This window comes from Actinomadura soli (genome assembly GCF_005889715.1).
Classification (GTDB): Bacteria; Actinomycetota; Actinomycetes; order Streptosporangiales; family Streptosporangiaceae; genus Spirillospora; species Spirillospora soli.
In genome coordinates this window covers 1-18,746 of record NZ_VCKW01000175.1, presented here as the reverse complement: position 1 = coordinate 18,746, position 18,746 = coordinate 1, and the positions used below count along the sequence as shown (strand labels likewise).

Below are 18,746 nucleotides of genomic sequence, written 5' to 3'. Positions count from 1 at the left end.
GGAGCCGTAGTACTCCGGCACGTCCCGCCAGGGCGCACCGGTCCGCACCCGCCAGCCGATCCCATCGATGAGCTGGCGTTTGGTCCATTTCGACGGCCGACCTGTCCTCTTGCGTGGTGGAAGCAGCATGCCGGGGCTTGATCAGTCGCAGAACCAAGCCGCGGCGAGGCGGTCGTCGCGAGTCGATGAGCGGCTGTGCTCTTGCGGCTGGCCTACCTGACCGTGACGAATACGTTTGCGGTGCTGCGTCTACTTCCGGTGACCGATCGGGACAAGGACGCCGAGATCTTGGTGTTGCGGCATCAGATCGCCGTGCTGGAGCGCCAGCTGGGCGGGAAAGGAGTGCGGTTCACTGCGGCGGATCGGGCGCTGCTGCACCGGTTACCTCCCGGAGTACTGCGGCGGATGCGGCTCCTGGTGCGGCCGGACACGGTGCTGCGCTGGCACCGCGACCCGATCGCCGGTCGGCACGCTGCCCGCTCCAAACCCAAGCGTCCGGGCCGACCACCGACCGTCCGCTCCATCCGGGCTCTCGTCCTTCGCCTGGTGCGGGAGAACCCGAGTTGGGGCTACCGGCGGGTGCACGGCGAGTTGCTGGTGCTCGGTGTCAAGGTCGCTGCGTCCACGGTGTGGGGATCCTCAAGGACGCCGGCATCGACCCGGCGCCCGAGCGTTCCGCCACCACCTGGGCCGGGTTCCTGCGCTCCCAGGCCGAGGGGCTGCTGGCGTGTGACTTCCTGGAGACCGTGACTCTCACCGGCGCTCGCATGTACGTGCTGGCGGTCATCGAACATCACACCCGCCGCATCCGGGTTCTGGGCGCCACCGCTCATCCGACCGCAGCGTGGGTGACGCAAGCGGCGCGGAACCGGGTCATGGATCTGGAGGACGCGGGTTGCCGGGCACTGTTCCTGATCCGTGACCGGGATGGCAAGTTCCCGGATCTGTTCGGCGCCGTCCTGGCCGATGCCGGCATCAGGGTGGTGCTGACCGGGGTGCGGATGCCCAGGATGAACGCGGTCATGGAGCGGTGGGTGCAGACCAGCCGCCGTGAACTCCTGGACCGCACGCTGATCTGGAACCAGCGCCACCCGCTCCACGCCCTCCGCGAGTTCGGAGAACCCTTACAACGCACACCGCCCGCACCAAGGCATCGCCAACACACGCCCGCTGAAGCCGCTGCCTCCACCGATCACCGAACCAGACCAAATCGCCCACCTGGACATCCGACGAAGGCAACGTCTGGGCGGAATACTCAACGAGTACGAACGCGCTGCTTGACCTGCGCGGACGTAGTTTCAGCAGGGTGCAGCGAGATGGTCGGCGCGGTCAGCTTGAAGGGGATTGTCAGGTCGCGCACGCACGCCTCGCCATCCTCGGCCGAGGCGATCATGTTCAAGAGCCGCGGCCGGATCGGATCGGATCGGCCAGGGCCTTGAACACCCCCGCGAGCTCGACGGCTTCCGCCTCGCCGAGGTTGAACTCGCTGAGATGTGCAGGTCGACGGTTGGTCGGGACGACCTTGACACGGTAGAGGTCACTGGTTCGATCCCAGTATCGCCCACCCACATCGGCGCACGCGCGGTGCAGTCCGCTTCCCAGTGGGCAACGTACCTGATTCTCCACCTGCCCCGCAGTTCGCTGGACAACCGGCGGATCCTGGCGATCCCGACCTACCTCTAGCGAGACGACGACCGTCGAACGCCTCGGTCGAAATGCGGCCCGGACTCCCTGCCGGATCATCACTATCTGAAGTTGATTGATTGCGGATCGAAGCTCGGGCTGTGCGAGTGTGTGCGAACTTCTGTCCATCCGGTTGTACCGGCGCTGGAGACGGCGATGCCCTTGGAACAACGGGCTTGAGCGGTCGTGGGGCAGGCGAAGGGGTGAGCTATGACGCTGAGCAACGAGGAGGAGCGGCGCGGCGGAGAGACGGCACAGTTCCGCGGCCCCGTCCATGTCCTCGGGGACATCGTCGCGGGTGGGAAGGTCGTCTACGAGGCCGCCGCCCGGTTCGTGCCGCCGCTACGGCAGCTTCCTTCCGCACCGGGCGACTTCGTCGGACGGGACGAAGAGCTGAAGGCGATGGACGCTGGGCTGGCCCTCTGGGAGAGCCGTCGATCCGCGACTGTCGTCCATCTGCACGGCATGGCCGGAGGGGGGAAGACGTCGCTGGCCCTGTATTGGGCTCATCAGGTCGCTGAGCGCTTCGACAGCCAGGTCTTCCTCGATCTGCTCGGGGCTTCGCGCCCGCAAGCGGTTTCGCCGGGCGACGCGTTGTTCGCCCTTTTGAGCAGCCTCGGCGTCGCTGCCTCGGAGATCCCCGTGGACGAGGCGCAGCGCGCCAGCCTGTTCCGGTCCCTCGTCGCGACGCGGCGGGTACTGGTGGTACTCGACAACGCCGCCTCCGCGGAGCAGGTCGAGCCGCTCCTTCCCGGAGGCGGCGGATGTTTCGTCGTGGTGACCAGCCGGGATCACCTGGACGGGCTGATCGCCATGTTCAGTGCCATCTCGGTGCCCGTTCCACAGCTGACGGTGGAGGATTCCGAGGAGCTGGTGGTGAGGGTGCTCGGGGCCGAGCGCGGCGAGGCCGAGCGCGGCGCGGTGACCGATCTCGCCGAAGTGTGCGCACGGCTTCCACTGGCCATCAGGATCGCGGTGGTCGAGTTGACGGCGGATCCGCACAGACCGGTCGCGGATCTGGTGAGCGAACTGACCGCCGGGCGCCGGCTCGACTTGCTCGCGGTCGACGGCGTCGCCCGTCTCGCCGTCCGTGCGGCCTTCGACATGTCCCACGACAACCTGGAGACCGTCGAGCGCCGCGCGTTCAGGCTGCTCAGCCTGATGCCGGCCACCGACTTCTGCCGGGACAGCGTGATGGCTCTGTGGGGGGTTCCAGCCGAGGAGGCTCGCCGGATCCTGCGCCGGCTGCTCCGCAAGCATCTGGTCGAGCCGGCCGCGAACGGCCGATACCGGCTCCATGATCTGCTGAACGAGTACGCGCGGGAACGGCTGGAAACCGAGCCCGACAGCGAGGTGGACGAGGCCATCCGGCGCCTCCAGGACTGGTTCATGGCGTCGTTGGACGGTACGGGTCCGGTGGATGTCCCACCGGGCGATCCGGTTCGCAGGATCAAGGACCGCCTCGCCTGGCTGGAGGCGGAGCGGGCCGGGCTCGTGGCCCTGACCCGCCAGGCGTCCGACCGGGGTGACTGGGAGCTCACCTGGAGACTCGCCGCGGACCTGCACCAGTTCCTGCGCTGTGGCAAGCACGGCAACGACAACCGCGAGGTGCACGAGCTCGGCCTGGCCGCCGCGCGGACCGCGGGAGATCGCCAAGCCGAGGCGCTGATGCTCGACCAACTGGCCGTGGTGAACTGCGATCTCGGCCACTACCCCGAGGCGTTGGCGGAGGCCACGGCGGCCTTCGACATCTTCACGTCCCTGGGCGACGACCACCGGGCGGGGTGGGCCCTTATCACCCGCTCCCGAGTGGAACGCACGCGCTCCCGCTACCCGGAGGCACTGAGCCTCGCCAGGCAGGCGCTCCGAATCCTGGGCGCGAGGAAAGACCGGGATGGTGTGGCCGAGAGCCTGGAGAGGATGGCCCAAGCCGAGTGGATGGTCGCCCGTTACGACGCGGCGCTCCGGCACGCGAAGGGCTCGCTGCGCCTCAACCGCGAACTCGGCAACGACGCCGGAGAGGCCGACGCGCTGGAGACCATGTCCGCGATCCTGCGCCGTCTGGGCAGATGCGCGGACGCCCAGGAGAAGGCGGAACAGGCGCTGGCCGTGCGGGAACGGCTCGGCGACCGGCGCGGCCAAGGCGAGATCTTGGACGCCCTGTCGCGGATCCAGCGGCGGACCGGCCGGCTGGACGACGCGCTCGCCCGCGTGGAGGCGGCGCTGGCCATCCGCGAAGAGATCGGGGACATCGCCGGTGTGGCGATGAGCCTGACCAGCCGGGCGCGCATCCTGCAGAGGCGAGGCGACTATCAGGGCGGTTTGAGCAGTGCCCGACGCGCGCTGGCCGTGTCCTCGGGGCTGGAGGACCGGTACGCGGAGGGCCAGTCGCTGGCCACCATCGCGACGCTCCATCACGACTCCGGGAGGTACGACCAGGCGATTGGCCATGCGCGGCAGGCCCTGGCCATCCAGAAGAAGATTGACGACCGGCACGGCGTCGCCTCGTCCCTCAACCTGGTCGCCTTGGTGGAAAGGCGGCTCGGCAGGCACGCCGACGCGCGCCGCAACGCCCAGCGCGCGCTGGCCCTCCAGCGGGACATGAACGACGGGTACGGCATCGGCAAGACGTTGAACAACCTCGCCGAGATCGAGCGGAGCGCGGGCCAGTACACCGCGGCCCTGGAGAACGCCCGTGACGCGCTCGCCACACGCCGCTCCGGCGGCGACGGGGCCGGCATGGGCGAGAGCCTGGCGACCATCGCCCGGCTCCTCTGCCGTATGGGAGACCATCGCGCCGCCGCCGAGAACGCCGGCACGGCCCTGCAGTGGCAGCGCGAGATCGGTGACCCGGCGGGGCAGAGCGTCGCCTTGGACGTGCTGGCCCGGATCCACATCCGCACGGCGCGGTACCGGGACGCCGAGCTGTGCGCCACGGAGTCCCTGGAGATCGGCCGCGCCATCGGCGATCCACGCGGGCTCTCCGAGAGCGTCTCCCTCATCGCGTTGATCCGGTGGCACCAGAGCCGCCACCGGGAGGCACTCGCCGCCGCCGCCGAGGCGCTCGGGACCCAGAGGAAGATCGGAGACCTGGCCGGTGCGAGCCATTCCCTCTATATCCTCGCCCGCATCCATTCCGGAATCGGGCAATACGCCAGGGCCCGCCGGTGCGCCCTGGAGTCCCTGGAGATCTGCCGGCGTACGGGCGACAGGCACGGCGAGAGTGACGACTTGCTCACCCTGGCGCACAACGACCGCAGACAGGCCCAGTACGTCCGCGCGCTGCGGACAGCGCGCACCGCCCTGAAGATTAAGCGGGAGATCGACGACCGGACGGGCGAGGCCGAGTCCCTCACGCTTATCGGCCGTGTTCTCGGCCATGTCGGCCGGTACGAGGACGCCTTGGCCGAGCTCGAGGGTGCGCTCGCCGTCCAGCAGGATGAGCGTGACCGATACGGCGAGGCGGAGACCCGGTACACCATCGGGCTCATCAGTTGCCTGCTGGCGCGCTACCCCGCGGCGCTGGGAAGCCTCGACGAGGCGCTGCGCATCCAGCGGGAGATCGGCGACCGGGCCGCGGAGGGCCGGACGCGCAACGTGCTGGCCACCGTGTACCGGCGCCGCGCCGAGTATCGGGACGCCGTCCACCATGCCCGTACGGCCGTCGAGATCCAGCAGGGCATCGGCGACCGGGGCGCCGAAAGCGAGGCACGTGACAACCTCGCGCTGATCTACGACCAGCTCGCGCGCTACCGGGAGGCGCTGGGCGAGGCCGAGACCGCCCTGCGGATGCGGCGCGAGCTCGGCGATCAGCACGGGGAGGCCGAGAGCCTGGACACGCTTTCCGGCATCCACCGTCGTCGCGGCCGCAACCAGTACGCGACCACGCTCGCCGAGCAGGCGCTCGCGCTGCACAGGCGGATCGGCGACAGGCACGGTGTGGCGGAGAGCCTGGAGACGCTCGCACATGCCCGGTGGAGGCTCCGCGACGAACAGGCGGCGCTGTCCGCCGCCCGGGAGTCGCTGCGGATCCGCCGCGAGATCGCGGACAAGTACGGCGAGGGCAAGAGCCTTGACCTGCTCGCCGGCATCCATCGCTTCCACTCGCGCTACCGCGTGGCCCGCGAGTACGTCACCCAGGCGCTCGCGGTGCGCTGGGAGATCGGTGACCGGCGCGGTGAGGGCGACAGCCTCAACACCATGGCCCGTCTCCTGCGGCGCCTCGGCGACACCGACGGCGCGCTCGCCTACGCGCGGCAGGCGCTGGCCATCCGCAGGGAGAGCCATGACCTGCGTGGAATGGCCGACACATTCGACGCCATGTGCCGGATCCACCTCTGGGCCGGCGACTGCGACCAGGCCCGCGCGCACGCGCTGAAAGCACAGTGGATCCAGCGCGAGATCGGCGACGAGTGGGGGCGCAGCGAGAGCCTTCTGCTGCTGGGCGAGGTTCACCTGAGCCTCGGCCTGCGGCAGCGTGCGGGCGAGTTCTTGGCACAGGCGGTCATCGTCGCGCGGAAGGTGGGGAACACGGTGTGCGCGGACAGGGCCACCGCCCTGCGCGCTCGGCCGTGGCGCCCAGCGCCGCGGCAATGTCAGGCGCCACAGTTTCCCGCACCGGGGCGCGACACCATGTCGGACGACATGTCAGACGGCATATCGGACGGCTCCGAGCGACAAGGAAGGGCGACCCGATGACATCGACCGGTGCGACGGCGGGACGGTGCGACGACCTGCCGTACGAGCGCGGGTTCTGGGCCCGCCTTTCGGAAGCCGAGCGCGAGGCGATCACCGCCGCCGCCGAAGAGCGCTCCGCCGACCGCGGAGCGGTCCTCTGCCACGAGGGCGACAAGGCCGCGGACGTCCTCGTGATCGGAACGGGGTGGGTGAAGGTGACCGCCGTGGTCGACGGCCGGGAGCGGATCATCACGGTCCGCGGTCCGGGCGATATCGTGGGCGAGCGCGGCGCGCTCACCAGGCGGTCGCGGTCGGCGACGGTCGTCGCGCTCGGTGACCTGACCGGGCTGGTCGTTCCCGGCGCCCGGTTCCAGGAACTGGTGGACACGCACCCCAGGCTCCGCGCCGTCCTGAAACGGCAAGAACGCGAACGCGCGGAGGAGGAGCGCCGCCTCCTGTTCGGTGACATGAAGGACGTCGAGCATCGACTGGCCCTGCTGCTCCGCGAACTCGCTCGCCGGGGCGGCGGCGAGCGGGCGCCCGCGGGAACAGCGCTGACGTTGCCGATGTCCCGGCGCGAGATGGCGCGCTGGGCGGGCGCCGAGTCGGCCGAAGTGGACCGGGTCCTCACGGACTGGGGCCGGCGCGGCATGATCATGACGGCGCGGCGAAACCTCACCGTCCTGGACGTCCGGTCGCTGGACGGGCTGTGCCGGACGCGCCCCGAGCGGCCCGACTGGTCGTCGCTGACCTGCTCCGTCCTTTTCGTCGATGTCGCGGGCTTCAGCCGGCCCCAGCGTGACGAGGCCGATCGCCAGGTGGTGCGGGACACCCTGTACGAAATGCTGCGATGCGCGTTCGAGGAGTCAAGCGTGTCCTGGGACGGCTGCTACCACGAGGACCGCGGCGACGGCGTCCTCGTGGTGGTGCCGCCGGCAGTGCCCACGGAGGCGGTCGCCGATCCGACGTTGCCGCGGCTCGCCGCCGAACTGCGGCGGCACAACCGGCGGTCGAGCGCGGCCGTCCGCATCCAACTCCGGGTGGCCCTGCACGTCGGCCCCGTCACCCGCGACCGGGAGGGCCTGAACGGGGACGCCATCAACCTCGCGGCGCGCATGCTCGACGCCCCGGTCCTGCGCGAGGCCCTTCACACGTCGGAAGCGGATATGGCGCTCATGACGTCCCATCATGTCTATGAGACAGTGCTGAAAAACGATCGCGGCCTGATCAATCCCCGATCGTTCAGCCGGGTGAGAATTAACGTCAAAGAGGCGCAGACCGAGGCATGGATGCAGCTCTTCGGCCAGACGGTGGAACCCGTCGCGCCGAATACCTCATCCGGAAAAGACCCTGAAAGGTCGAACGGAATCCATTTTCACGAGACCGTGAACATCGCCGGTGACCTCATCCTGGGGAGCAAGCACGCTAGCTCGCACTGACCACCGGGCAGGATCGAACCGGCCACACGACTCTGCGTCAGGCGTCACATCAATACAGGCGGCGCCATGCGTTAATGACGGCGATCGGTGAAGTGACGAGACGTGACGTCCTGCGGGCCATCGTCGGCGCCTCCGGTCACCGGAGGTGGACGCACTATGCCCGAGCCGCTGCCCCGCGACAACGAGCACGTCACCGGAATCCGTCCCGACCCGCGGTTGATCGACAGCCCCGAAGGCTTTGCCAGGGCGTTGCGCGTCCTGCGCGCGCAGTCGGGCCTGTCCTTCCGGAGAATGGCCGCGATTCTGAACAGAGGCGGGCCCGAGTCCGTGTCAGCGTCGACGTTGAGCGGCTGGTTCAACGGGGACCACCTCCCGACGTCCATGCTGGTCGGAGTTGTCCCCAGGCTGATCGGCGTGCTGGGGGAGCGCGACCCGGCCAAGGTCGCCGAATGGCAGGCGGCGCTCGACCGAGTGCGGGTCCGGCCCGGTCCACGTCCCGCTGCCGCGGCGCCGTTCCGAGGTCTGGAGTCCTACGGGCCGGAGCACGCCGAATATTTCTGCGGCCGCGAGGCGTTAACGGCCGATTTGCTGGAATTGGCGGCGCAGGCGTACGCGCGCGGAATGCCCGTGATGGTGATCGGGGCCTCGGGGTCGGGGAAGTCCTCGTTGCTCGGCGCGGGCCTAATCCCGGGGTTGAACCGCAACGGGTTGAACCGCAACGGGTTGACCCGCAACGGGTTGACCCGCGACGGGCTGAACCGTGATGGCTCGCGCCCCTTGCACGGCGAGTGGCGCCATTGCACGTTCACCCCCGGGGACAGGCCGGTTCTGGCGCTTGCCAGGCGGCTAAGCGAATGGACCGGCGCATCACCTGAAGTGCTCGAACGCGAGATCCTGGAGGACCCGCGAAACTGCGCGGACAGGTTGGCCATGGCGCGGGATCCCGGCCGCGGCCACCTGCTCATCGTGGTGGACCAGTTCGAAGAGCTCTTCACCTCCGTCGGGGACGAGACCCAGCGCCAAGCGTTTCTCGCGGCGCTGTTCGCCGCGGCGGAGGGCCCGCGGCGAACCGCCGGATCAACGCCCGGGTCGACGGAGGGCAGGCGATCCGCCCTGGTGGTGCTGGGCATGCGGGCCGACTTCTATCCTCAAGCCGTCGAAATGCCCTGCCTGGTGCCCGTGCTTCAGGACACCCAGCTCATCGTGGGGTCACTGTCGGAACCCGAACTGCGAGAAGTCCTCACCGTCCCGGCGCATAGGGCGGGTCTGTCCCTGTCCGATGGCCTGGTCGAATCGCTGGTGTGGGAGATGGCCCCCACCTCTGGCACCGCGCCGGGACATGAACCGGGCCATGACCGGGGCGCGCTGCCACTACTGTCACATGCGTTGCTCGCGACCTGGATGCACGCCAAGGGACGGACGCTCACGGTCGAGCACTACCGTGCGACGAAAGGAATACAGGGAGCGGTCGCCATGACCGCGGATGCCACGTACGCCGACCTCACCCCGGCGCAGCAGGACATCGCCCGCCACATGTTCCTGCGGCTGGTGCGCACGGAGGAGGACTCGCGGGACACACGGCGCAGGGTCGCCTACGAAGAGCTTCTCCACGACGCCGCCCATCCGGGGAACGATCCGTCCCGCGAGGTCCTCGATCGGTTCATCGTCGCGCGCCTCATCACGGCGGATCACACGACGGCCGAGATCTCGCACGAGGTACTGATCACCTCGTGGCCGCTGCTGCGGGAGTGGCTGGCCGCCGACCGGGATTGGCTGCGCGTGCACCGCAGACTCACCGCCGACGCCAAGAACTGGCTCGACGGAGGCCGCGATCCCGACACCCTGTACAGAGGGGTGTTGCTGCAGACCACCCGGGAGTGGGTGGACGAGCGCGGCTACCGCGGCAGACTGAACGCGCTGGAGAGCCGGTTCCTCGACGCCGCCATCACCCGGCAGGCCGAGGAGCAACAAAGGGCGCGTCGCCGCACGCGGCGTCTCCGCCAGCTGGTCGCCGCGCTCTCCATCCTGCTGGTGTTGTCCGGCCTGCTCACCGGCTACGCGTTCGAGCAGCGCAGTGCAGCGGATCGGGCGCGGACCACGGCCTCGTCCCGGCTGACCGCCGCGAGGGCCGACAGGCTCAGAGAACACGATGTCTCGCTGTCCATGCAGCTGGCCTTGATCGCCTACCGGATCGCGCCCACGGTAGAGGCCCGGTCCAGCCTGATCAATTCCACCGCTGTTCCCGCGTCCACCCGGCTGCGTCCCGGGGCCGCGCAGGCAAAGCGCGTCGCGGTGCGGGCCGACGGCGAGGTGCTGGCCGCGGGCACGGACCTCGGCTCAGTCCAGGTGTGGACGGTGGGCGCAGACGGGCGCTTCAAGGTGGCGGGTCTGCCGCTGGCCGGGCCGGGCGGCCCCATCGAGGCGCTGGACCTCAGCGCAGACGGACGCGTCCTCGCGGCGGCCGGTCGCGACCGCAAGATCCACGTGTGGAACCTCACCGACTCGGCGAGCCCGGTCCGTCTGGGGGTGCTGGACGCCCCGGGCGGCCAGGTCATGACCATGGCGCTCAGCCGGGACGGCGCCACGCTCGCCGCGGCGGGCGAAGGGCCGGGCGTTCACCTGTGGCCGCTGGCAGGGTCCAAGTCTCCGATTCGGCCGATCGAGTTACGGGGCCCCACCGGCGCGATCAGAGCGGTGGCCATCACCCCCGACGGGCGCACCCTGACCGCTGGCGGCGAGGACCGTGCGGTCTGGTTGTGGGACATCGGCAGGCCCGCACGTCCGAAGCGGCTCGCCCGGTTGACGGGGCCCGCCAGCCAAATCTTCAGCATCGCCATCAGCCGTGACGGGCGTACGCTGGCCGCCGGCACCGGCGCCCAGCACAACGTCCACCTGTGGCGGATCTCTGATCCGGACCGTCCGGTGCCCATCGGGGCTCCGCTGACGGGGCCTGTCAGCTGGGTGAACTTCGTGGCCTTCAGCCCGAACGGTCGTTTCCTCGCCGCAGGCAGCGCCGACAAGCTGGTGTGGCTGTTCGATCTGGCGGACCGGCGGCCGATCGGCCGGCTGCCGCATCCGAGCTCGGTCATCGACGGCGTCTACCGCGGTGAGCAATCGTTGGTCACCCTCGGTGAGGACGGGACCGTCCGTGCCTGGACGATGCCGGGTCCCGTCATCAACGGTCCGAACGATTCGGTGTTCGGCCTGAGCTTCGACGCCACGGGTCGCAGGCTCGGCGTCGCCGCCGGTGCGATCGACAACACCGTGACCATGTGGGATGTCGCCACGACTCAGCGTCCGTTCCAGATCGGACGGACCGCACGGAACAGTCAGGACGCCCCTCCGTACTCCGGAGCGGGCACGCTGACCCCCAACGGGCGGGTGTTCGCGGTGGGCGACACCGTTGGCGGTGTCCAGCTCTGGGACTTCAGGGACCCGGCACGTCCGGTGAAGTTCGGCCCGACGGTTCCGGTGGCGGGTGCTCTGATTGAGTCGTTGGTGTCCTCCGATGACGGCACGCTGCTCGCGGCCGGAGCCGACGACGGCAAGGTCCACCTGATCGACATCGCCCGGCCACGGCGACCCGAGAAGACGGCGGAGCTGTCCGGCCCCACCAGCCTCGTGTTCAGTTGCGCGATCAGCCCGGGAAGCCGCCTGCTGGCCGCGGCCAGCGCCGACGGCAACGCGTACCTGTGGGATCTCGGCGATCGCCACCGTCCGACGCGGCTGGCCACGCTCGGCCGCACCGCCAAGAACGAGGCCTACGCGGTAACCTTCAGCCCGGACGGACGCACCCTCGCGGTCGGTAAGGCGAACGGGGACGTGCAGCTCTGGGATGTCGCGAACCCGTCCGCTCCGACCCGGCTGGGAAACCCGATGACCGGTCCCGCCAGCGTCGTGTACTCGCTGGCCTTCAATCCGGACAAGCCTGTTCTCGCGGTCGGCGACACTGACAGCAGCGTCTGGCTCTGGGATCTCACCCGCCCGCATGAGCCGATCCACCTGGCCACCCTCACCGGTCCCGCCATGAGCATCCTCGGAGTGGCGTTCAGCCCCGACGGACGGACTGTCGCGGCCGGCGGCCACGATCATGCCGTCTGGCTGTGGAACACCGATCCCGCAGGCGCCGCCGCCTTCGTCTGCGCGACCGCGGGCCAGCCCATCACCCGTCACGAGTGGGCCCAGTATGTGCCCGGCCGAAAGTACGAACCCCCTTGCCCCTGATCGCCCGCGGCGATCGCTGCGAGATCTGTCCAGTTCGTCGGGGCCCGGCAGGAGGCGACGGGTCGGCACGCGAGGCGGACTGGCAGCAGCTGCGGCGTGGGCTCAGCCGCGGGGGCGCCCCTGTACCGTCGCCACGCCGAAGGACGCCCAGGCCCGCCGTGCGGTGGGCACGCGACAACGGCATGCCGTTGACGCTTCTGGTCGCGATGGGCGGCGCGAGCGCCCTCATCGGCCCCGCCGACACCGCGTGGTCGGCTAGCAGCCGTGCTGACCGGTCTCGCCGTGGCGTCTCCGGAACGATCAGGCGGAATCGTTCCCGGTTGCGCAGTTTGACGCCGGGACCGCGCGGGATATCGTGCAGGTCCAGGGCGATCACTGGATCGTTTTCCCCGGCATGTACGGGCAGGACCTCCACGACACTGTCGCTAACCGCGGCCAAAGCGGTGAGTTGACGAGCGGCGAGCTGGTAGCCGGCACGGCTCACCGGCCGAATCCCACTGGCGGCGCCGCGACGTCGCCGGCGCCGCGGTCAGCCACGATCGCAGCCCGGATCCGGTCGGTGCCACGGGGAGTCCGGCCCCGTGCCTTGGCGACATCGCGACCGACCGCGGCGGCCGCCGATGTGACAACCGCCAGGTGCCGCCCGTGCCGGAACGCCTTGCCCTCGGTCACCATGGTTCTAGCGGAGGTGACGGTCGCGTCGCGCAGGACGCGGGCGCCGTCGGTGTCGACGGCGAACACGACCGGGTTCGAGGCGTCGGCGTCCGGCCACTCCATCGTGTAGATCAGCTCGGTGATCTGCTCATACTCAATCAGCCGCCTTGCGATGTGGCGGGTTCTGGCCTGGTTTGTCACTGGAGGAGATCACTTCACTGCTGGAGAAGATGACGGCCTCATGGCGGGCGTGCCGAGCGAAGGCGTCCATGACGTCCTGCTGCAACACGTCCTCGCCGTCCTGGGCAGGAACATGACCTTCTTAGAGCAGTGGTGGGGAGCGAGGAGCACATCCCACTCCAGGGAGTGCTCGCGCTCGTGCTCCTCGCTGTAGGTGAAGATCTTCATGATCGTTTCGTGGACGAGGTCGCCGAGCAGGAGGATCTTGCCGGTCTCTCCGTCGGTATCGGTGAACGTCACTTGCATCGCCACGGAGGTGTCGTCACGGGCATCCTCACAGCGTCTGATCTCACCCGTCAGTTCGGCACTCTGGCCCGGCCCTTCGTACTCATCGAGGAGGCGGAGAACAGGCTGCGCCGTGCCGCCGAGGGCGTCTTCACTGTTGATGACTTCAAAGATGCCGTTGCCAACCATCAGAAGGCGAAGGTAACGCGGGCTGCGGACTTGACCTTCGGCAACTACGCCTATTTGCTGCAGAATGCGGATCGTTGGGGCAAGCTCGGCTGGAAACTGGATCACGAGCAGTTCATCGAACTGCTCACCACGGTCCGTGATGTCCGCAACGAACTTATGCACTTCACCGAAGACCCGCTAGCCGACGAGCAGTACGCAGCTGTCGAGAGGCTTCTAGAACTGCTTCGTACAGCCGACCCGCGACCGTGATTTGGAGCAGGTAGCGAGCAGGGGAGGCGAAGCCAGGTAAGTTAGGGAAGCCTGGCTATACCTGAGTCACCTCAGCGTTCTGTCGCCCTTCAAAGCTTTTACGTGCCACTGGCCAGCATTATCGTGTGGCTTCGCCACCACCAATCGTCAGACACGACCTGATGCCGGGCTTCATCGCCTGGCCGCTGCTCAGCGGGGTCGAAGTCCGGGTCCTGACGTCGGCGCCTTGGTGCGCGCACTCGGCTTGCTGCGGCGCAGGTGCACCATGTGGTAGTTCGGTTCGGCCAGCCGCTCGTGCTCGCGCGGACCTAGCGTCCGATGTGCCCCGGACCCCGTACACGGTCAGGCGGCTAATCGCCGCCGGCGACGCTGAAGTCCCGACCGGCGGCCCCACGGATAGCCGGGGGAACCGGTCGGTGTTGGAGGTGGCCTGGGTGACGCCAACTCGTGGGCCGGACGGCCGGACGGCCTGGCGGCGGGCCGGAACTCGGCCACGAACCGACTCCGCGGGGTGTTTCAGGGGCGGTCGGCGAGTTTGAAGACGAGTTCGGTCTCCCACCTGACGGGGTCGGGCTCCTGGGTGGGATCAGTCTGGTAGACCTCAAGGCGACAGGCCCACCGGTTATTAGTGACGTCCCAGTTCAGCTCCCTGGTTTTCGCCCAGTCAAGCAACTCGGTGGTCAGGCCCAGCAGGCCATCGGGGTGGCCGGTGTGGGTGAGGGTCGCGTACCGCCCGGCGGGCAGTGTTCCTGCGAGGACCTCTTTGTCGCCCTCGACCGGCGCCGGGACGGGCACGCCCGCCTCGATCTCCAGCTCGCCGTCCATGTCGATCACGTTGTACTTGAGGAAGGGCGCCCCGGCCGGGACGATTCCGTGCGTGCCGAGCCAAACGAAGAGTTCCGGGATCCGGTCGGCGGCCTCACTAATGGTCTGCATCGTGACCCGCCGCCTGATCGCCACGTACGGCTGCGCCTCGCGTTCCTCAATGTTGGGTTTCGTCGTCATGGACTAACCGACCGCCTGGTCCAACGAAACTCATCGGTCACAGCCGGATTAAGGGGTACAAGCTGACCCAACCCGCCGAGGACATCCTCCTCAGAGAAGCCGACGGCCGACGGCAGGGCTTCCCCCCGTACGCGGCGGCCCCAAGACCGCCCGGCATATCCACGGTGGAGTCCTCGACGACGTCACCCTCCAGGACCACTGGCGTCCCGCAGTCGCGCCACCGTTCCCAGGCCATGCGCTGCTCGGGACCCATTCGCTCGGGATAGACCGTGTAGCCCCGGGGATGGGAAGGTCCTCCAGAGCGGTGTTTCCCCCCGCCCGATCACGCAATGTGATGATGCTCAGTCGGCACGGAGGATCTGAAGGTGGAGGAGATCGAAGTTGGCGCGGCCATGGCCATGGCTTTTGATGATGCTCGTTTCCGGACTGCCCACGCTGGTCCGCGGTGCCCGGGGTAATTCCCGCGCCAGGACATCGTCAAGTCGGCTGCGATCCTTGGCGCGATCGGGACAGCGGACCGCTGCCACTAAGTCAGTCCGCCTCGGCCACGAAGGTTCCTTGGCGGGCAGCGTCACGACCAGCTCCCGCCAGCGCAGCGCCCGCACCGCTCGCCGCGCCGTCTCCATCGACACGCCGTACTCCTCGGCCAGGTCGTTCGCCGAGGCCCGACGAGATCGCCTCATTGGACTGATATGTCAGCTATAAGGGGACATATCTGCTATTGCGAAATCGGCCACTTCAGCGCATTTGCTACTTTGGCCGTTGCTTGCCGGACCGGGTGAAATGCCTTTCAAGTGCATCTGCACATGCACTTATCGGGGTCGATTTCCCGTCTCCTGGGTTATCGCGCTAGTCTCCGGACCGGCCCGCCGACTGAATCGCCTTGGCGCCGGCGCAAGGTGGCCTTCATCTGCGCGGGCCGACCGGCCACCCCCCAGGCCGGGTAGGGAGGGCACGTCATGGACGAGCCGAAGAAAGGGAGGAAAGGAAGGCCGTCGACCACAACGGACGGTGCAGGGTGATCTTCATGGTCCTGGAGCTGGCAAAGCTCGGCCTGGGGGTCATCCCTTTCATCTTCATCTGGTGACGGCTGGCGGCTGTTAGTGGCCGCGGGGCCTAGTACCGCGCACAGTCTGCGGGACCAGCGGGTACCAGGCCCCACCCTGAGAGATTCTCAGGAGGCAGTATCGTAAGCAGCTTTTCGCCGCGATTGCGGCGTCCTTGCCAAGTCTCTTTCGAATGTTCTGTGTCTTGTGACACAAAGCGGGCGTTGGTGGATGAATATCTACCGCAGCGGTGCAGATTCCTCTACCGACGCGGGCCGGGCCTTGGTGCCGCGGCAGTTGTGGGACCTGGGGCTTCTATGGACGGTCATCGTCACCGGTGAGTCCAGTCCGATCCAGCGGCAGTGATGGTTCTCGGCAGGCGGTGCGGGTTTGCAGGTCCGGGGTCAAGTGCAGCCGGCTGCGCGCAACCCGGTGTTGAGATCGGTCTTGATGGCCTTTGACTCGGCGGGCTCCAGGCGCCGGTTGGGGAAGGTCAGGTCGAGGTGCCGCTGCGGATAGCCGTCGGTGTCGACGGTGACGTCGGCCAGGAAGCGATCGGGAACCACCGTGTCGGCGGTGGGGTAGGTGACCCGGATGCTGTAGCGCAGGATCTTGCCGCCGGGCGCGGTCAGGCATTTCTTGGCTCCGGCCTCCATCTGCTGGTAGAGGCCGCGATTGACGCTGGCCCACTGCGGGACCAGGTCGTAACGCTGGTCGACACCGTGCACGTCGCTGCGATCAGGTGCCCGCCGTCGTACCCGGCGGCGGGGGCCATGTGCCCGACCTTGGTCTGGCACGGGCCGCGGTCGGCTTCGGAGCGGGTCAGGTTGACGGCCTCGGCGGTCGTCGGCCGTCCCTGTGCGTCGGTGCGGAACTCCGCGCCGTGAGCGCGGTAGGTCGCATTGGCACCGATGTGCGGCTCGCAGGGAACCTGATCGACCTGTCGGACTGGCGCAGCAGGGCCGCCAACAGGAGGTGTTCGAGCCGGGGATGCGGCGGCGGGCGGGGCGATCGCCACGACGGCGAGGAGCGCGGCGAGGAGGGCGATGGCAACAGATCGGGGACGGGCCACGGCATTGGTCCTCTCGGGGGGAAGCGTCCCGACCAGGGAAACGCATGCCGAAGCCGATTGATAACTCTCAGTGACTAAAGAGCGATGTGGCTGGGTGGCAGGGCCTGACTTGCTACTGCGCCACTGCCACCCGCCTCACACTCGCCGCCTGCTCTCCCGGATCGCGACGACGGTGACGGCCGTCGCGGCGGCGATCTGCGCGAAGTGGTCCAGAAACGCGACTGCGGATCTTGCCGAGGTGCTTTCGGGGGTCCGTAGCCACGAATCGACGCAGGTCACGGTGTGTGCGGCAAGGACGTGGACGCGGTAACTAGGATGTCGTGTCCACGATCTGGGGCCGTGTCATCTGGCCGTCCAGCATCTCGATCTCCACCACGACCGAGAACGGAGTCCGGGGCGGCGGGCGGAGGCCGGCCAACTGGCCAACCCCGTCCTTGGTAACCATCCTGGCAGCGGCCAGGCTCCCCAACGTGCCGCATCCGGCCAGGACGATGACGCGCCGACCAGCGCGAAAGGGACTGGGCAGCAGGCTGATGACGGCGAAGTCGCGCGTGGTCCTGGCGTGGACGACCTGCTGGGCGAAGACCCGATTGTCAGAGACCCTGATCATGTCGGCCCGGTCCGGATAGAGGCGGAATCTGTACGGCAGCGCGACCTGACGGTCGAGCTCCTTGTACAGCTCGTTCGCATTGGGACCGCCGATGACTACCAGGTCGCTTGATGCGTCTCGGCACCGGGAGAAGTTCTTGGCCCGGATGATCCGGACCGTGCGCACACCCAAGACCTTTCGCAGGTACTCGGACACGAGCATCGCGGCCATCGCATCGCCCTCGTAGAGGGTCGGTAACGGGGTGTCATGGCCCGGCCCATCGGGCTGGACGATCACAACCTCGTCGGGTCTGCGCAGCCGCCACACGCGCCGGGCCGGACCGATGGACCGCCGCCGCTGGTAGAGGCCCTTGACCGCGGCGCCGGCCAGGAAGGCCAGCAGCGAGGACAACAGGTTGATCACCAGTGCCGAAGTCATGGCCGCCTCATCGTCGGATGCGCCATCCGGCCCCTCACCGGATCGTCCATCGTTTCGAGGGACTGAAGACGTCCGCGGTTCCACCGCGGCCCCCGAAACACGCCACCGAACCACTACGTGGTTGGGTCACCCTGATTCTTGCCGCATTGGCTTCCGGTAGACCCATGGCACGCCCGTCGCGCCAGGCGCGCTGTGGCAGCTCGGCGATTCCGCTGATCCATTTGGTTTGGCGCGGTCATGCGGGATTCGCCGCGAGCGTTGGGGCCATCTGGTCAAGCAGGAGGGACTTGCTGGTTTCGTGAGCCCCACAACCGTCTCGTAGCGGGCGCTCGGGCGGCACGCATCTCCCGGCCCGTACACGAGGCTTAGGCGTGGGCCACACACTCGCTCATGCCGATGAGCGGACGATAGCTGCGCCTCGTGGTTGGTTCATCAAGCAATTATCGCGATCCTGCTCGACGCCGTTGAAATCTTGCAGCGAACAAACGGATGGAATTTGCATCGGCGCGCTCGGAGCACCAAGGCAATCGTATAACCTGCGATACCTCTGCACGGCCGCAATTCCCCAGGCTCTACACTCTGGACTGGAGGTGCTACCGTTGGCTTCCAAGGCGCCCCGGAGCGTGCGCCGTCATTGGTGGTTGTCCAAGTGCATGCGTGTAAAATCCTTCGAGGCTTGGGGTCTCCGGCATCTGCGGAGAGCCGCACAAGGCGTTAAACTTGAGCGTGGTCCCCGCGATCAACGGCCACAACCGCCGTTCGTCGGCAGATTCTGGATCACTTCCCAGCACACACGTCTTCCTAGTCGATGGTCCATCGACCAGCACCACAGAAGCGCAACCGTAGACCGACCATGCTGCCTCGGCTGGCTACGGATAGCCTCCCGCTAGGCTAGACATCCCACGGGTCGTAGGTGTCAAGCTGCTTGGTCGGTGTGGTGGGTTTGGGGTGTCCAGGCGGTGGTTTCGCTGTAGGTGGTGTGGGTGCGTAGGCAGCCGTGGAGTGTGCCGACCAGT

The 18,746-nt window shown here is 68.2% G+C and carries 13 protein-coding genes; 5 read left to right on the top strand and 8 right to left on the bottom strand.

All coding sequences use genetic code 11. The features are described from left to right. Positions 1-129 (bottom strand): transposase (locus ETD83_RS46115; RefSeq protein WP_138648243.1); only part of this gene is annotated, 129 nt, incomplete at its 3' end. Positions 130-629: 500 nt separating this feature from the next. Here ETD83_RS46115 and ETD83_RS45760 point away from each other — a divergent pair. The 4 genes from ETD83_RS45760 (at position 630) to ETD83_RS28185 (ending at position 12,023) form a co-directional block, all read left to right on the top strand. After that, positions 630-1,439: a hypothetical protein gene (locus tag ETD83_RS45760; RefSeq protein WP_205717931.1), complete on the top strand. Its 810-nt coding sequence runs from the start codon at positions 630-632 to the stop codon at positions 1,437-1,439. A 454-nt stretch (positions 1,440-1,893) separates the two neighbouring features. Then, on the top strand, positions 1,894-6,381 hold the full coding sequence (locus ETD83_RS28195) for a tetratricopeptide repeat protein (protein ID WP_138648242.1): 4,488 nt from the start codon (positions 1,894-1,896) through the stop codon (positions 6,379-6,381). Beyond that, the gene (locus ETD83_RS28190; protein WP_171064474.1) at positions 6,378-7,799 is read left to right on the top strand and encodes a cyclic nucleotide-binding domain-containing protein; all 1,422 of its coding nucleotides are present in this window, start codon (positions 6,378-6,380) and stop codon (positions 7,797-7,799) included. Before ETD83_RS28195 ends, ETD83_RS28190 begins: the two co-directional genes overlap by 4 nt. A gap of 156 nt (positions 7,800-7,955) precedes the next feature. Beyond that, positions 7,956-12,023, top strand: a complete 4,068-nt coding sequence (locus ETD83_RS28185; RefSeq protein ID WP_138648240.1) for an nSTAND1 domain-containing NTPase — start codon at positions 7,956-7,958, stop codon at positions 12,021-12,023. Positions 12,024-12,503: 480 nt separating this feature from the next. Here the strand turns inward: ETD83_RS28185 and ETD83_RS28180 are convergent, their stop codons facing one another. Then, complete coding sequence (locus ETD83_RS28180; RefSeq protein WP_138648239.1) at positions 12,504-12,878, bottom strand: hypothetical protein; 375 nt, start codon at positions 12,876-12,878, stop codon at positions 12,504-12,506. Positions 12,879-12,887: 9 nt separating this feature from the next. Next, positions 12,888-13,085 carry a hypothetical protein gene (locus ETD83_RS28175; protein WP_138648238.1) on the bottom strand — a complete coding sequence of 66 codons (198 nt, stop codon included), beginning with the start codon at positions 13,083-13,085 and terminating at the stop codon, positions 12,888-12,890. Positions 13,086-13,094: 9 nt separating this feature from the next. Here ETD83_RS28175 and ETD83_RS28170 point away from each other — a divergent pair, with 9 nt between their 5' ends. After that, positions 13,095-13,580 (top strand): hypothetical protein, encoded by a 486-nt coding sequence (locus tag ETD83_RS28170; RefSeq protein WP_138648237.1) that lies wholly within the window; start codon positions 13,095-13,097, stop codon positions 13,578-13,580. A gap of 516 nt (positions 13,581-14,096) precedes the next feature. Here the strand turns inward: ETD83_RS28170 and ETD83_RS28165 are convergent. The 5 genes from ETD83_RS28165 to ETD83_RS28150 all read right to left on the bottom strand — a co-directional run bounded on the left by ETD83_RS28165 (position 14,097) and on the right by ETD83_RS28150 (position 17,730). Beyond that, the gene (locus tag ETD83_RS28165) at positions 14,097-14,585 is read right to left on the bottom strand and encodes a GyrI-like domain-containing protein (RefSeq protein ID WP_138648236.1); all 489 of its coding nucleotides are present in this window, start codon (positions 14,583-14,585) and stop codon (positions 14,097-14,099) included. Between the two features lie 341 nt (positions 14,586-14,926). Continuing rightward, the gene (locus ETD83_RS43910) at positions 14,927-15,217 is read right to left on the bottom strand and encodes a hypothetical protein (RefSeq protein WP_205717930.1); all 291 of its coding nucleotides are present in this window, start codon (positions 15,215-15,217) and stop codon (positions 14,927-14,929) included. 818 nt (positions 15,218-16,035) lie between these two features. Continuing rightward, positions 16,036-16,359: a DNA/RNA non-specific endonuclease gene (locus ETD83_RS28155; RefSeq protein ID WP_138648235.1), complete on the bottom strand. Its 324-nt coding sequence runs from the start codon at positions 16,357-16,359 to the stop codon at positions 16,036-16,038. After that, on the bottom strand, positions 16,260-16,649 hold the full coding sequence (locus ETD83_RS46110; protein ID WP_407921528.1) for a DNA/RNA non-specific endonuclease: 390 nt from the start codon (positions 16,647-16,649) through the stop codon (positions 16,260-16,262). Before ETD83_RS46110 ends, ETD83_RS28155 begins: the two co-directional genes overlap by 100 nt. 364 nt (positions 16,650-17,013) lie before the next feature. Beyond that, positions 17,014-17,730 carry a hypothetical protein gene (locus tag ETD83_RS28150; RefSeq protein WP_138648234.1) on the bottom strand — a complete coding sequence of 239 codons (717 nt, stop codon included), beginning with the start codon at positions 17,728-17,730 and terminating at the stop codon, positions 17,014-17,016. Between the last annotated feature and the right edge of the window lie 1,016 nt (positions 17,731-18,746).

Coding starts and splice junctions, on each gene's coding strand:
- ETD83_RS28175 (WP_138648238.1), bottom strand. CDS start 13,085: ATGAAGATCTTCACCTACAGCGAGGAGCACGAGCGCGAGCACTCCCTG.
- ETD83_RS28185 (WP_138648240.1), top strand. CDS start 7,956: ATGCCCGAGCCGCTGCCCCGCGACAACGAGCACGTCACCGGAATCCGT.
- ETD83_RS28190 (WP_171064474.1), top strand. CDS start 6,378: ATGACATCGACCGGTGCGACGGCGGGACGGTGCGACGACCTGCCGTAC.
- ETD83_RS28165 (WP_138648236.1), bottom strand. CDS start 14,585: ATGACGACGAAACCCAACATTGAGGAACGCGAGGCGCAGCCGTACGTG.
- ETD83_RS28195 (WP_138648242.1), top strand. CDS start 1,894: ATGACGCTGAGCAACGAGGAGGAGCGGCGCGGCGGAGAGACGGCACAG.
- ETD83_RS28150 (WP_138648234.1), bottom strand. CDS start 17,730: ATGACTTCGGCACTGGTGATCAACCTGTTGTCCTCGCTGCTGGCCTTC.